Origin of the sequence: Bacillus marasmi (genome assembly GCF_902168435.1) — a bacterium.
Lineage (GTDB): Bacteria > Bacillota > Bacilli > Bacillales > Cytobacillaceae > Bacillus_BU > Bacillus_BU marasmi.
The window spans coordinates 135,065-149,271 of the sequence record NZ_LR656175.1 but is presented as its reverse complement, the minus strand read 5'-3'; the positions used below and the strand labels follow the sequence as shown (position 1 = coordinate 149,271).

The following is a 14,207-nucleotide window of genomic DNA, read 5'->3' as shown; positions in this document are numbered from 1 at the left end:
TTCCCGGATCTAGCCGGTAAATCATCCTCTTCTATTATATAGTGTGAATTAATGTTTAATATACACCTTGTGCAAGCATTGCTTCTGCTACTTTAAGGAATCCGGCAATATTGGCACCTACAACAAGGTTTCCAGGATAGCCATATTCTTTAGAAGCGCTCACGCTTTCACGATAAATGTTTGTCATGATGTTGTGTAATTTTGAATCAACTTCTTCGAATGACCATGGATATCTCATGCTGTTTTGAGCCATTTCTAATGCTGAAACGGCTACTCCGCCTGCATTTGCAGCTTTAGCAGGAGCAAATAATACATTATTTTTTAAGAATACATCGATTGCCTCAAGTGTTGAAGGCATGTTTGCACCTTCACCAACTGCTTTAACACCATTATCAACTAATGTTTGAGCAGCAGTTTCATCAATTTCGTTTTGAGTTGCACATGGAAGTGCGATATCACATGGAATAGTCCAAATGCCACTGCAGCCTTCTGTGTAAACTGCTTCTGGGTGATAATTTACATACTCACTAATACGAGCACGTTTAACTTCTTTAAGTTCTTTAACAGTATCTAAATTGATACCATTTTCGTCGTAGATGTAACCATTAGAATCACTACATGCTACTACTTTTGCACCAAGTTCAGTTGCCTTTTGGATAGCGTAAATAGATACGTTACCAGAACCTGAAACAACTACTTTGCTGCCGTGGAAAGTCTTGCCATTATCTTGAAGCATTTCTTCTACAAAATAAACTGTACCGAATCCTGTAGCTTCAGTTCTTGCTAAGCTACCGCCATAGCCAACACCTTTACCTGTTAGTACTCCTGCTTCATAAGCATTGCGCATTCTTTTATATTGTCCAAATAAATATCCGATTTCTCTTCCACCAACACCGATGTCACCAGCTGGTACGTCTGTGTCTTGTCCGATATGTCTTGAAAGCTCAGTCATGAAGCTTTGGCAGAAACGCATAACTTCTGCATCTGATTTACCTTTAGGATCGAAGTCAGATCCACCTTTACCACCGCCGATAGGTTGGCCAGTAAGTGAGTTTTTAAGGATTTGTTCGAAGCCTAAGAATTTGATGATACTTGCATTTACTGATGGGTGGAAACGTAAACCACCTTTGTAAGGTCCAATTGCAGAGCTGAATTGTACGCGGAAACCACGGTTAACCTGTACTTTACCAGCATCGTCAACCCATGCTACACGGAAGTTAAGCATTCTTTCTGGCTCAACCATACGCTCTAAAATTCCAGCTTCTTTGTATTTTGGATGCTTAGCGAATACTGGTACTAGTGAATCAAAAATTTCTTTAACTGCTTGGTGGAATTCACTTTCACCTGGATTTCTTTCGATTACTTTGCCGTACACTTCATTTACGTACTCTTTAGACGCTTGTAATTCTGGGCTTAATTTTTCCGCAACTACACTCATGGATTTCACTATCTCCTTTTTAGTTAAATTAATTATATTAATAAGGTATTTAAAAAATCAGAATTTTTATATTATTTCTTATCCACTTGTATTCTATTCTAATCTGTGGTTAGAAACAATAATAAATTCTGATATTCATGCTGGTATTTGATGGAGTTTGTCGAATTTGTTAACATCCTGTAAAAAAATAACCATTTACAAGTCATATAGTATCTTTTTAAAATAGCATAAACAATATATAATTTAGATAATAACTATCTCAAAACGAGAATGATTGAAAAGCAAAAGCGGCTCGTTCAGCCCCGACAAGCTTAAGCCGAGCCGACTGGAAGGTTGTTATTTAACCTTCAAGACGGATTGGCTTAAGACCTCGAGGGGCTGCCGCTGAAGCTAGACATATTGAAAAAGGGGTAAAGCAATGGAGCTTCGACAATTACGTTACTTTATAGAAGTGGCGAAACGAGAACATGTTTCTGAAGCAGCACAGCAAATCCATGTCGCCCAATCAGCGCTAAGCAGACAGATTGGCAACTTAGAGGATGAGCTAGGCGTTCAACTATTTGAAAAAGATGGACGGAATGTTAAATTAACACCGGTTGGAAAGCTCTTTTTAGAGCATGCAGAAACAGCATTAAAAGCAATCGATTATGCCAAAATGCAAATCGATGAATATTTAAACCCAGAAAAAGGAACGATTAAAATTGGATTTCCAACTAGCTTGGCAAGTCACTTTATGCCAACTGTTATTTCTGCATTTAAAGAAAAACATCAAAATGTTTCATTTCAACTTAGACAAGGTTCATATAAATTTTTAATTGATGCAGTGAAAAATCGGGAAATAAACATAGCCTTTTTAGGCCCAGTTCCGCCCGAGGATGCTGATATTGAAGTTCATATTTTATTTTCCGAAAGAATTACGGCGTTATTACCTGCTAGCCATCCATTAGCAAATCAAAAAAGCATTAGACTGAATGATTTAAGGGATGAAGAGTTTGTTTTGTTTCCAGAAGGAATGATCCTTCATAGAATTGCCATAGACGCTTGTAAGCAAGCTGGTTTTACCCCAAAAACATCTTCAGAGGGAGAAGATCTAGATGCAATTAAAGGTCTCGTGGCAGCAGGGATGGGAGTTACATTGCTTCCGGAAAGTACATTTGATGTAAAGCCACCTCGTTTTACGGTTAAAATCCCAATTGAGTTTCCAGTAGTCAGAAGAACGGTTGGAGTCATTGTTCCAAAGAAACGGGAACTTTCACCGTCAGAGAAGGCCTTTTATGGTTTTATTAAAGATTTCTTCCATAGATTAGAGCAATATCAATAAGGTAAGAAACATACAAGGGCTTATGAACTTAGCCGCTTTTTGCATGAACTAAACAATATAAATTATATTCAAGGCAGTCTTAGTCGAGACTGTCTTTATTTTGTTCTGTAAATGTCTAATTATGAATACTTTTCTAACTTTTTGGAGGGATGTGTAAATCATGGTATTTATTTTAGTATAATAATAATTGTGTAAACATTTTATATTTTATAACAATCGGATAGCTAAAACTTAGAGACTTGCACAAGGTTCGTTCATATCTTTGTTTATGGGGGGAAGAAAAATTGTATTGTTCCAATTGTGGAGTCGTGATAGCTAACACTACAGAGATTTGTCCCAAATGTGGTGTAAAACCATTCCGGACAAAAGCATATTGCTATAGTTGTGGGGAAAAGAACTACAATAAGTACCAAATTGAGTGTAAAAGCTGCGGCACAGATTTAAATGAAAGAACTGTAAGCGCTTCAATTGGCGTTGATATGAATGCCTCCTGGTTCTCGGCACTTCAATTGTCACTGCCACCTGGCTTAAAGCAATTAATGGTTAAATTAAAACGTGAGTAGCAATAATGTAAGTACATAGGTAAAGGATCTGAAGCTGAATTCAGGTCTTTTTATTTTGCTGTTTTCGCAAAGAAAGTTGTTTTTGATATACAAAAAGCGTTTGAATTTTCAACGGACACTGAATACCTTATTTTCAATATAGAGGCTCCATTTATCAGTTTTGCGGACATCAGATACCTTATTTGGTCAAAATTTTGAAAGTTAAACAGTCTTTTTTACAAATAGAGGATTCAGTGTCCGCTTCCTCCTCAAAAATACTGTTATTAGCATAAATAAGGGATTGAGTGTCCGCTAATGATAGTTTTCTTTTAGTTAAGAGCCTTTTATGTTATTCTCAGGCCGGCTCGTCTTAAGCTTGTCGGGGCTGAGCAAGCCCCCTCCGCTTTTCTTGTCTAGCTGCGGTGGCTAGGAGCTCGGGGTCATAAGCCAAATCCCTCCAGAGACTGTCGTCTCTTCCGAGATCCGTCTTATGCCTTTCGCTCCTGAGCAAGCCCCCTCCGCTTTTCTTGTCTAGCTGCGGCGGCTAGCCCCTCGAGGTCTTAAGCCAATCCGTCCAAAAGGTCAAAGAACGACCTTTCGGCCGGCTCGTCTTAAGCTTGTCGGGGCTGAACGAGCCGCCTCCGCTTTTCTTGTCCAGCTGCGGCGGCTAGCCCCTCGAGGTCTTAAGCCAATCCGTCCAAAAGGTAAAGTTCGACCTTTCGGCCAGCTCGTCTTAAGCTTGTCGGGGCTGAGCAAGCCCCCTCCGCTTTTCTTACTTCACATTTCTTCATGTTTTCGTCATTTGTTTGTCACAATTATAGCCATAAAGAGTCATATGTCACCAAAAATCCACATGCTATATTTATGGTGAGAGGTGTGAGAAATGCAACTTTTTCAAAGAATGATCTCATTGTTCATACTGCTTTATATAGCCTTTGGATTTACAAGTGTTGCCGCAGAAGAAAACTTGCAAGACCTTATCAATCATAGTCAGGATGGTGATACGGTTGAATTGCCAAGCGGGACATATACGGGACCCATCGTAATCAATAAGGCAATAACAGTCACTGGGCAAAATAAGGTAACAATTAAATCGGATGGGGAATCACCGGCGATTATCATTAAAAATAAAGGTGCCACCGTTCAAAATCTAAGTGTGGAAAATAAGAATTCTGATTACGCTATTTTTATCTCGGGACGGGAGCATACACTCCAAAATGTCACAGTTAAGACAGCGCTGATAGGGGTTCGATTAAATGAAGCCAGCAATATCAAAGTTCGAAATGTAAAAGTTGAGGGTTACGCAGGTGCTAGTGAAGTTGGTAACGGTATTGATTTGTACCGTTCAATTAATAATGAAATTGCCGATAACACGGTACAGGATATACGTGACGGGATTTATGTTGAGTATAGTAACGCCAACCAAATTCACGGTAATACGATTACCCGTTCTCGATATGGTCTACATTTTATGTATACCGAGGATAATGTAGTTAGGAACAACACATTTATAAACAACCATACGGGCAGCATGATAATGGTTTCCTATAATGAGTTATATGAGAATAATAAGTTGCTGGAAAATAGACAAAATGTTAATTCGCAAGGTCTATATTTATATGACGTTCACGACTCGAAATTTCAAAATAATCTGATTAAGGATAATCGAATTGGGATTATGATTGACAATTGCTTTACCAATCTAATTACCAAGAATGATGTTCAAGGAAATGCTTTAGGGATTATTTTTAAACAGTCTACAGACAATGATATTACAAATAATGATTTTAAAATCAATGCAACGACGATCCTTACCTATGGAGATGGTTCAAATCAGAACAATCTTGCAAAAAACTATTGGGATAACCAACAAGGTTTGGATGTGAATGGTGATGACTTAAGTGATTTAAAAGTTGTTGCTGATCCATATTTTATGGAGATAACGGATAAGAATTCTGCTTTTGGACTGCTATTTCAATCGCCAGGAATGATGTTGATGGAAAAGCTGTTTAAAAGCGATGAGGCTACATTGATTAAGGATTTATCACCAACAATGGAGCCTAACATTGAACAAGCAAGCTCGTCAGGCTTAAACATGGGTATAATGTATATTTCTATACTATTCATACTAGCAAGTATTATTTTATTTTCTTTGGGGAGGAAGAAATTGCAATGAAAAAAAAATTGGGGATTTTAATGTTACTATTTGTGTTAATGTTTGCTGTAGCAGGCTGTAATTCAGACGATTCAGCGAAAGACACTGAAAAGAAAGAGGATCCAAAAACAGAGGAAAAGGCAGCAGTTGAGCCAAAACCAATTGATGAAGCTGTCGACAAATGTGAAAACTGTAAAATGGCTGTTGGAGACAATGCAGATGCAACTGAGATTGTGTTAAAGGATGGAAAAACTTTAGTATTTGATGATATCGGCTGTATGGTAAATAAATGGATTAGAACAAATGGTACTGATGATATTGATGAAGCATTCGTTCGTAGTCACCATGATAAAGAATGGTTAGATTATGATAAAGCTGTATACGTATTTGATCCAAAAATTACAACTGCAATGGGTTATGGTGTTATTGCTTTTAAAGATGAAGCTGGTGCACAAAAGTTCATCGATAAAAACGGTATGGGAACTATTATGACTAAGGCTGAATTAGATAAACATGAATGGCCACAAGATAAAAGCAATATGACAATGAAAATGCATAATGACAGCATGGATGGTATGCATTCTGATGAGAGCATGTAAATGGATGAAGGCATGAACCATGCTGAATAATCTATAAAGGATGAGGCTGATTTTTCAGCCTCATTCCATTGCATTCAATAGAAAGGGGGAGTTTTACATGGATACATATGTTTTCTTTCGCCAAGAATGGAAATCGTCCTTAAGGCAAAAGTCTTTTTACTTGTTTGCCGGTTTGTTTCTATTGATAATGGCGTTTATTTTTATGATTCAGCTCAATATCGATGGATTAAACAGCTTCACAAATGTTACCGCAACAGCTTTCAATGTGCTGCTTTACTCACTGCCGCTCATTGTCATGTTGCTAGGTGCTTTCTCGATAACCGAAGAGAGAGAAGCAGGACGATTTGCACTTTTGTTAACGTATCCCTTTAAGATGACATCCTTTATTATGGGGAAATTTTTAGGTCAATTTGTTACACATCTAATTGTTATTACGTTTAGCTTCGGTGTATTCACCGCTATGAGCTTCATTTTTAATGGATCCACTTCAGTAAACGGAATTCTACTTATTTTTCTTTTTGCCATTTTGGTCACCGCAGCATTTTTAGCTATCGGTATTCTAATTGGTGTTCTTTCTTCGACACGCTGGCAGTCAATGATGATTGCAATTGCCCTCTGGTTTATTTTTATTATGATATGGCCGATGTTGTTGATTGGTAGCCTAAGCTTTTTAAAATATAATTTGGTAAAACCAATCTTATTAGGTTTAACAGTTTTAAATCCAGCAGAGCTTTTAAGGGTTTTCTTTGTTATACAATTTGAGGGTGGTTCGATTTTTGGACAGCAATACTATCAAATCATCGATTTCTTAAAAGGCACTCAGTCATTTCTGTATTTACTGATATACGTTCTACTCTATGTTTTTGGAATGCTAGCAATATCTACTTTTCTAATAGGAAGGAAAGTTAGAAAATGAGCCAACCTATTTTAGAGATTAAAAATCTAACAAAGAGTTTTAATAAAAAGCAAGTTCTAGCCCCATTTTCGTTACAGTTGGATGAGGGTCAAATTGGAGTATTAGTCGGTGGAAATGGCGCCGGCAAGAGTACAATTATCAAAATGATTGGTGGAATTTTTAAGCCCTCGAGCGGAGAGGTTACTGTTGGTGGTTTAGATTATCTAAATCGTAAAAGCTATCTAAATAAAATCAGTTATATGCCTGACGATTTTCATTTTCCGACTGGTTTAACAGTAAAAGAATGGCTAACATTTTATGCGAAACTTGCTCGAGCTCCTAAAGGACAAATCGAGAAGGCTTTGAAATTAGTTGGTTTAGATATAAAAAGCAATGAAAAGCTAGGTCATCTGTCAAAAGGGATGAGACAGCGTTTAGTGTTCGCGCAAAGTTATATTCGTGACAGTGATTTGATTTTGCTTGATGAGCCGACCAATGGACTCGATCCATTTTGGGTGTCAACCTTTGCTGATATTTTGCTACAGCTTCGCGCACAAGGTAAGACGATTTTATTATCAACTCATCAGCTTGATGTAGCCGCACAGATTGCTGATGTGATTGTATTTTTGCATCAAGGTCAAATTTATCATGTCATTGAAGTAAACGATGTAGATCGTGACCACTTACATTCAAGACTTTATCAAATAAATAAGGAAATTTATGGATTCAAATAAAAAACAGAGACTAATCCGTCTCTGTTTTTATTATTTTATTTAGGCTGAGCAAGCCCCCTTCGCTTTTCTATTTGTCTAGCTGCGGTGGCTAGGAGCTCGGGGTCATAAGCCAAATCCCTCCAGAGACTATCGTCTCTTGCGTGATTCGTCTTATGCCTGTCGCTCCTGAGCAAGCCCCCTCCGCTTTTCTATGGTTCAATCCAGCCATTTTCGATAGCATGTCTTGTTAAATGGACTCGATTTTTGATACCTAGCTTTTTGGTGATATTCTTTAAATGATTTTTCACGGTATTTTCTGATATGAAGCTGATGTTTGAAATCTCTTTGTTTGTATAGCCCTTTGCGACCAGTTTTAATATTTCCATTTCGCGCTGTGATAATGGATTTGGTATGGTGCTAGTGTTTTTCTTAGGATGGCTTGACATCGTTTGCAGCACTTCATTAACAAATTCATAAGAAACAGGAATGTTATCCGATACGACTGATTTCAAATATGGATACCAATCGCCGGGGTTAACCTTTTTGATTAAAAAGCCTTGTGCCCCTTGCTTTAAAGCCTCAAACAAATGTGTGCTATCTTCGGAAACGGTTAAGATGACAATTATGATATTTGGGTGCTGTTCTTTAATAAGCTTTGTCGTTTTTAGGCCATCGATACCAGGCATATTTATATCCATCAAAATTAGGTCAGGATTGAGCTCATCAGCTAAAAAGATGGCTTCTTCACCGTTCTGTGCTTCACCGATAATAAGAAAGTCTTTATATTCACTTAGTTGCTCCCTAATAGCTTCTCTAGCGTGGGCATGGTCATCAACGATCAAAATTTTTGTTATTTTTATATCGTTCATGGTCTATCCCCCTTTTACAATCGAAAGCATCGTTCCGCAAGTGTCAGTTTCAATATTAAAGTTCCAGCCAATACTGCGGGCACGATTACTCATAATCTTTACACCATGATGGCTATCTTTATCCTCTGTTGGTTTATAGCCAATTCCGTCATCCTTAATTTTACAAATTAACTTAAGGTCTTGCTCCTTCGCTGTGATGTACAGATTTTTACATTGCGAATGCTTACGGACATTCATAAACGCCTCTTTCATAATAGAAAGAAGCTCGAGCTTTTCTTTATAGGATAATGATCTTTCAGGAAAATCCCAATCTAAGTGAACTTTTATATTAGTTTCTGTTTTAAGCTCTTTTAACATTTTCTTTAATGTTTGGTATAAATAAATTTGTTCTTCTTCATGCGGAGGAGTCCGTAAATTTTGAATCGACGTACGAATATCCTCGTAAATGTGTTGGACTGTTTGCTTAATTTTATGGACTTCACTTAATTGTTCACCTGTAACTTTTTTCTCTAATTTATTCACTTTTACAGATAATAAAAATAACGACTGTGAAATTCCATCATGAAGCTCCTGAGAAATATTTTGTCTTTCCTCCATCATCGCTTTATACTCGTGTTCTTGATTAAGCTCATCTTGCATTTTCTCAAGTTTCCGAAACAACGGAGTAGAGAAGATTAATGTAAAGAAAACGACAATTAAAGGTGACAGCCAGTTCCCTGCATCCATTGAAATATAGGGAAGTAGATATTCATGTCGAACGTACTCCCAAATTCCCACCATCAAGGCTGGTGATAGTAATATGGACCATTTAATAAATGAATAGGACATGTCATTACCCCTTTATTTGCTCTTTTATCATTAATTCTGAATAATTTGTCTGTTCGCATCGGTTTTAGTATATCATAAAAATGAATATGCTCAATAAATTCCAAATCTTGTTGTTGGGGAGACTTCAACTTTAACGCAAGTCGTTTTGTTGAAGTTTTTGAAAAAATATTTAAATTAATGCGTCACTGCTTTATAATTTGAACTAAAAAGTGAAAAAGAGGACTGTGTGTATGAACCAGGACATTTATTCTAAATTAACAACCTTTAAGGAAGCACGTAAGAATCGTGGCCGACTATTGGTCAATTGCCCGGACCAGCCCGGAATAGTTGCTGCTGTATCAAAGTTTTTATTTGATCACAACGCTAATATTATTGAATCAAGTCAATATTCTACGAATCCAGTTGGAGGAACTTTCTTTATTCGGATTGAGTTTGAATGTCCGGGCTTACAAGCAAAAAAGGAAGAATTGAAGCAGGAATTTAGTAAAATTGCTGAAGGCTTCAAAATGGAGTGGCAGCTATCCCTTGTATCTGAATTAAAGAAAATCGCGATATTCGTATCAAAAGAACTTCATGCCCTAAGAGAATTGCTCTGGGAATGGCAAAGCGGTGATATGATGGCCGAGATTGCTTTAGTGGTAAGCAATCATGACGATTCACGTGAAATTATTGAATCGTTAGGTATTCCGTATTATTATATTCCTGCTAGCCGCGAGAATCGGGCTGAGGTGGAAGCGCAGCAGCTTAAGCTGTTGGAAGAATATGAGGTTGATACGATTGTGCTAGCGCGTTATATGCAAATTTTGACTCCTAATTTTGTTGCAGCACATCCGTTTCGAATCATTAATATCCACCATTCGTTTTTACCTGCGTTTGTTGGAGCGCGACCTTACGACCGTGCCTATCAGCGTGGTGTAAAGTTAATTGGTGCAACCAGTCATTATGTAACAAATGATTTGGATGAGGGACCAATTATTGAACAGGATATAATGCGCGTCGATCACCGTGATGGGGTGGAGGATTTGAAGAAAATCGGTCGCTCGATTGAACGTAGTGTATTGGCACGTGCAGTACGCTGGCACTTAGAAGACCGCATCATTGTACACGGAAATAAGACGATTGTGTTTTAAATGATAAAAGAAGGCTGACTAGCTCTTGGGCAAGTCAGCCTTTAATTGGTTTGGGGAGGAGGGCGAAACAGTGGTCTTGTTTTCGCTCATATCGCATAATAGTCGAGCAAACCTTCCAAAAACACCTCATATTGCTCTTAAGTCGAGCAAATACTAAAAAAGTTCAGCGTTGAATTTTTGAAGTCGAGCATAAATTTTAAAAAGCCGAGCATAAATTTTAAAAAGCCGAGCATAAATTCCTGAAAGTCGAGCATATTTTCCGAAAAGCCGAGCATAAAATTTTCTTCATTTAAAAATTTATAGTTCAAATCGTTAATTTTTATTTGTTTTTGCATTTTTGGTTAGATTTTGGTGCTAATTTGCAATTTTTCATATCACGCAATTTCGATTTTTAAGAAAAACAGCCCAATTTTCATAAAAAACAACAAAATATCATCCAAATACTCATGACAATTTAAGATTCAATCGAAGCCACACAAGGCCTTAAATATTCTGCACATAGCGCTCGTCTGGGACTTTGTTTAGCATGACATATAAGCTAGTTGGCTCGCTCCCTGTGCTCTTAAACGCGAGGCTTTCGTCCCCGGCACAATGGACGATGTCATTTGCACTGACCTCTGTATCAATTCCATTAATAGTAAATGTTCCGGATCCATTAAGAACAAGCAAATACACTTCTGTTCCTGGATGGTTATGTGCCGGCAGTTCTTGGCCTGGCATAAAGTTTAGGATAAAAACGGTGCTGTCCCCTTTTTGAAAAATCACCCTTTTTGTAAAACGCTCTTCATTATAGGTAATAGCTTCATTAATTGATTTCTTATCCATATGGTAATCCCTCCAAGGAAGTTTAAATTGATAATGCTGCTTACAATCTTATGATACTTGTTATCATCTCCAAAAACCTTGACATACATCAAGAAACTCTTCGTAAAGGTGATTTATTGCACAATTTTTTCAAATTAAATCGGTTATGCTAAGAAATATGGATAAAACTAGAGGTGAGTTTATGAACTGCCAATGCCATACGTCGACCGGTTCTTGCGTAAGAAATGTGCCAATTTTTAAAGGGCTTAATGATGAGGAAATTTGCCAAATTCAACAGGCCATAAACAGTCAAACCTTTCAAAAGGGAGAATATATTTTTCAAGAAGGTGAACAGTCTGATACACTGTATATCGTCCATAAAGGCATGGTAAAGGTATCAAAGCTATCGGATGAGGGTAAGGAACAAATTATTCGCTTGCTCTTTCCAGGAGATTTCTTCGGACAATACGCGTTGCTTGAAAATAAGCAGCACCATGCTCATGCCGAAGTGCTTGAGCAAGCTTCGGTTTGCAGTATTCATAAGGACGATTTCCGCTTAATTCTTGAACGCAATCCGAATATTGCAATGAAGTTTATGATGGTATTAAGCGAACGACTTCAGGCTGCCGACGAGTGGATTAGCGCAATCAGCTTGATGGAGGTAGAAAGGCGTCTTGCAAAAGCTCTTCTTACCTTTTATGAAAAAGAAAAAAAGCTTACGTTCGACCTACCAGTTTCAAAGAAAGACTTTGCGTCATTAATCGGTACAACTCCGGAAACGCTGAGCAGGAAACTAGTCTCATTGCAAGAGCTCAAGCTACTCAAGCTCAACGGGCGCAAAGGGATAGAACTTTTTGATATTGCAGAACTAAAGGAAATTGCTGGATTAGCATAGAAAATTCGTTTCAATATTAAATAGTAAAAGGCTGGTCTCAATTAAGAGATCAGCCTTATTTAATTAGTCCATTTTTAATGTTAGTAATCGGAAATGTCCAGGGCCAAGTTGGTTGACGACACAGTCCTGACCTAGACTTTCAATGGCAGCTACGAGTGGCTGAGCTGCATGTGGCAGATGAATTTCAAAGATAGTACCCTTTTGGGCATGTTGAATCGTCTCAAGAATTTCCCGCTTCGGATGCATCCCCTGCTTTACTAATTCCCGAATATCAATAACCATCCGAACTCCATCCTGTTTAATATTTAACATCATTCATTCCCCTTTCTTGTTACAAAAAAAATCACAGACTTGAGTAGGCTCTAAGGGTTTACTAATTAAATATCCTTGCAGCACATCACAATCCATATTTGTAACCTCATCCATTTGGCTATCGTTTTCAATTCCTTCAGCAACTACGCCTAGCTCTAAAGCATGAGCAAGTGAAATCATCGCCTTTGTTAACACTTTGTTCTTTTGATTTGTTTCAATATCGCAAATAAATGAACGATCTATTTTTAAATAATCAATCGGCAATTTACTTAAATAATGTAAGGAAGAGTAACCTGTCCCAAAGTCATCAATAGAAATACAAATTCCGAGTGTTTTAAGCTGATTAAGGTTTTCAGTAGCAACTTCAAAATCTTGAATAATGGCGTTTTCGGTAATTTCGATAATTAATTGTTTGGGGTCCATGCTAGTTTTCTTGATAATATCTTTAACTGTTGCTGGAAAATCCCTCCTTAAAAATTGACTTGGCGATACATTTACAGCAATTTTTACGGAGGAAAAACCTTGAGCGGTCCATTTCCTTTTTTGTTTACAAGCCTCAAGTAGCACCCAATTGCCGATTGGTATAATCATGCCAGTATCCTCAGCGATTGGAATAAAGTCATTAGGTGGAATTTGACCGTATTCAGGATGATTCCAGCGTATTAGTGCTTCAACACTTGAAATTTTCCTATTTTTAAGGCTAAGTAGCGGCTGATAATGCAAGGTAAACTCATTATTTTGGATCGCTTTTCGTAAATGATTTTCCAAAATAAATGTTTCGAATTGGCTTGCCTGGTGTTCTGCTTGAAACCAACGCCACTGATTTTTGCCCAATCGTTTTGCTTGATACATCGCCATATCGGCATTTGTAATCAGTGCCTCAAAGGTTTCTCCATCAAAAGGATAAAGGCTTAAGCCAATAGTGACAGAAATGTAGACCTCCTGATTTAATAAGTAAAAGGGCTTGGAAAAGGCATCAATTATTCGCACGGCAATGCTTTCTGCTACCTTTTTGTCAATGAGGTTCGTTAAGAGGCAGATAAATTCATCTCCACCGAGCCTAGCTACAACATCCTTTTTACGAATACTGGCGCGAATTCTTTTGGCTGCCTCAACAAGCAATTCATCGCCATATCTATGTCCGAGAGTATCGTTAATCTTTTTAAAGTGGTCTAAATCCAAATACATAATCGTAAAACCATCGCGGAATTGTTTCTGTTTAATGATCTTATCTATGCATTGAAGGAAACAACGTCGATTAGGCAAATTAGTGAGCGGATCCTTATATGCCAAAGGATGAAGCTCTCTAAATAAATAAAGGCGATAATGTTTTTTTCCTTGAGACTGGTAACTTAGTACCTCCAACCAAAGATGGATGGACTCCTCACTTTTACGAGTGAATGGAATTTCCCCCTTCCATTTACCAGCTCGACTTATATGTTCATTTTTGGGTAAACCAAAAGCGTAATCTTCAAGATTTTTATGAAAAAGTTCATTTGCTGTATATTGCGATAATAATTCAAAGGCTTGGTTAATCTTAAGGATTTTCCCATTATCATCAGCAATCAACACCCCTTGGCTAAACTGTTGAAATAAATTCTCAAGCGGGCCATCGCTAGTTCTATCTTCGAAAAAAGCTACTATGTCTGATTCTGTCATGAAAATCCCCCAAACTCCTTTTCCATTACTATCTAACCTATTTATAC

The 14,207-nt window shown here is 37.6% G+C and carries 14 protein-coding genes; 8 read left to right on the top strand and 6 right to left on the bottom strand.

What is annotated here, in order from left to right; genetic code table 11:
- Positions 1–55: 55 nt before the first annotated feature.
- A complete protein-coding gene (gene gdhA, locus FXW34_RS16385) occupies positions 56–1,438 on the bottom strand; it encodes an NADP-specific glutamate dehydrogenase (RefSeq protein WP_147535096.1) in 1,383 nt (460 codons plus the stop codon).
- 418 nt (positions 1,439–1,856) lie between these two features.
- Here gdhA and gltC point away from each other — a divergent pair, with 418 nt between their 5' ends.
- From gltC to FXW34_RS16355, 6 genes are all read left to right on the top strand, one after another.
- Entirely contained in the window at positions 1,857–2,759 is a 903-nt protein-coding gene (gltC, locus tag FXW34_RS16380) for a glutamate biosynthesis transcriptional regulator GltC (RefSeq protein WP_147535094.1), read from the top strand.
- 284 nt (positions 2,760–3,043) lie between these two features.
- Complete coding sequence (locus FXW34_RS16375) at positions 3,044–3,322, top strand: zinc ribbon domain-containing protein (protein WP_147535092.1); 279 nt, start codon at positions 3,044–3,046, stop codon at positions 3,320–3,322.
- Positions 3,323–4,184: 862 nt separating this feature from the next.
- Positions 4,185–5,477, top strand: a complete 1,293-nt coding sequence (locus tag FXW34_RS16370; RefSeq protein WP_147535090.1) for a right-handed parallel beta-helix repeat-containing protein — start codon at positions 4,185–4,187, stop codon at positions 5,475–5,477.
- Entirely contained in the window at positions 5,474–6,055 is a 582-nt protein-coding gene (locus FXW34_RS16365) for a nitrous oxide reductase accessory protein NosL (protein ID WP_147535088.1), read from the top strand. Before FXW34_RS16370 ends, FXW34_RS16365 begins: the two co-directional genes overlap by 4 nt.
- 97 nt (positions 6,056–6,152) lie before the next feature.
- On the top strand, positions 6,153–6,971 hold the full coding sequence (locus FXW34_RS16360) for an ABC transporter permease (protein WP_187118992.1): 819 nt from the start codon (positions 6,153–6,155) through the stop codon (positions 6,969–6,971).
- Positions 6,968–7,684 carry an ABC transporter ATP-binding protein gene (locus FXW34_RS16355; RefSeq protein WP_147535084.1) on the top strand — a complete coding sequence of 239 codons (717 nt, stop codon included), beginning with the start codon at positions 6,968–6,970 and terminating at the stop codon, positions 7,682–7,684. The genes FXW34_RS16360 and FXW34_RS16355 overlap by 4 nt, the downstream gene beginning before the upstream one ends.
- A gap of 188 nt (positions 7,685–7,872) precedes the next feature.
- Here the strand turns inward: FXW34_RS16355 and FXW34_RS16350 are convergent, their stop codons facing one another.
- A complete protein-coding gene (locus FXW34_RS16350) occupies positions 7,873–8,532 on the bottom strand; it encodes a response regulator (protein WP_147535082.1) in 660 nt (219 codons plus the stop codon).
- Positions 8,533–8,535: 3 nt separating this feature from the next.
- Entirely contained in the window at positions 8,536–9,360 is an 825-nt protein-coding gene (locus FXW34_RS16345) for a sensor histidine kinase (RefSeq protein WP_147535080.1), read from the bottom strand.
- Between the two features lie 230 nt (positions 9,361–9,590).
- On the opposite strand from FXW34_RS16345, the gene purU reads away from it, so the two are divergent.
- Entirely contained in the window at positions 9,591–10,490 is a 900-nt protein-coding gene (gene purU / locus FXW34_RS16340; protein WP_147535078.1) for a formyltetrahydrofolate deformylase, read from the top strand.
- Positions 10,491–10,973: 483 nt separating this feature from the next.
- Here purU and FXW34_RS16335 read toward each other — a convergent pair whose 3' ends face one another.
- A complete protein-coding gene (locus FXW34_RS16335; protein WP_147535077.1) occupies positions 10,974–11,315 on the bottom strand; it encodes a cupin domain-containing protein in 342 nt (113 codons plus the stop codon).
- A gap of 181 nt (positions 11,316–11,496) precedes the next feature.
- On the opposite strand from FXW34_RS16335, the gene FXW34_RS16330 reads away from it, so the two are divergent.
- On the top strand, positions 11,497–12,189 hold the full coding sequence (locus tag FXW34_RS16330; RefSeq protein WP_246141121.1) for a Crp/Fnr family transcriptional regulator: 693 nt from the start codon (positions 11,497–11,499) through the stop codon (positions 12,187–12,189).
- Between the two features lie 63 nt (positions 12,190–12,252).
- Here the strand turns inward: FXW34_RS16330 and FXW34_RS16325 are convergent, their stop codons facing one another.
- Both FXW34_RS16325 and FXW34_RS16320 read right to left on the bottom strand, forming a co-directional pair.
- Positions 12,253–12,501, bottom strand: coding sequence for a DUF2249 domain-containing protein (locus FXW34_RS16325; RefSeq protein ID WP_147535075.1), 249 nt, complete (start codon positions 12,499–12,501; stop codon positions 12,253–12,255).
- A gap of 3 nt (positions 12,502–12,504) precedes the next feature.
- Entirely contained in the window at positions 12,505–14,160 is a 1,656-nt protein-coding gene (locus tag FXW34_RS16320; protein ID WP_147535073.1) for a sensor domain-containing protein, read from the bottom strand.
- Positions 14,161–14,207 lie beyond the last annotated feature (47 nt).

What these genes read in the sequence shown, in the direction of transcription:
- gdhA (WP_147535096.1), bottom strand. Translation starts at nt 1,438, where the DNA reads ATGAGTGTAGTTGCGGAAAAATTAAGCCCAGAATTACAAGCGTCTAAA.
- gltC (WP_147535094.1), top strand. Translation starts at nt 1,857, where the DNA reads ATGGAGCTTCGACAATTACGTTACTTTATAGAAGTGGCGAAACGAGAA.
- FXW34_RS16370 (WP_147535090.1), top strand. Translation starts at nt 4,185, where the DNA reads ATGCAACTTTTTCAAAGAATGATCTCATTGTTCATACTGCTTTATATA.
- FXW34_RS16365 (WP_147535088.1), top strand. Translation starts at nt 5,474, where the DNA reads ATGAAAAAAAAATTGGGGATTTTAATGTTACTATTTGTGTTAATGTTT.
- FXW34_RS16360 (WP_187118992.1), top strand. Translation starts at nt 6,153, where the DNA reads ATGGATACATATGTTTTCTTTCGCCAAGAATGGAAATCGTCCTTAAGG.
- FXW34_RS16355 (WP_147535084.1), top strand. Translation starts at nt 6,968, where the DNA reads ATGAGCCAACCTATTTTAGAGATTAAAAATCTAACAAAGAGTTTTAAT.
- FXW34_RS16350 (WP_147535082.1), bottom strand. Translation starts at nt 8,532, where the DNA reads ATGAACGATATAAAAATAACAAAAATTTTGATCGTTGATGACCATGCC.
- FXW34_RS16345 (WP_147535080.1), bottom strand. Translation starts at nt 9,360, where the DNA reads ATGTCCTATTCATTTATTAAATGGTCCATATTACTATCACCAGCCTTG.
- purU (WP_147535078.1), top strand. Translation starts at nt 9,591, where the DNA reads ATGAACCAGGACATTTATTCTAAATTAACAACCTTTAAGGAAGCACGT.
- FXW34_RS16335 (WP_147535077.1), bottom strand. Translation starts at nt 11,315, where the DNA reads ATGGATAAGAAATCAATTAATGAAGCTATTACCTATAATGAAGAGCGT.
- FXW34_RS16330 (WP_246141121.1), top strand. Translation starts at nt 11,497, where the DNA reads ATGAACTGCCAATGCCATACGTCGACCGGTTCTTGCGTAAGAAATGTG.
- FXW34_RS16325 (WP_147535075.1), bottom strand. Translation starts at nt 12,501, where the DNA reads ATGTTAAATATTAAACAGGATGGAGTTCGGATGGTTATTGATATTCGG.
- FXW34_RS16320 (WP_147535073.1), bottom strand. Translation starts at nt 14,160, where the DNA reads ATGACAGAATCAGACATAGTAGCTTTTTTCGAAGATAGAACTAGCGAT.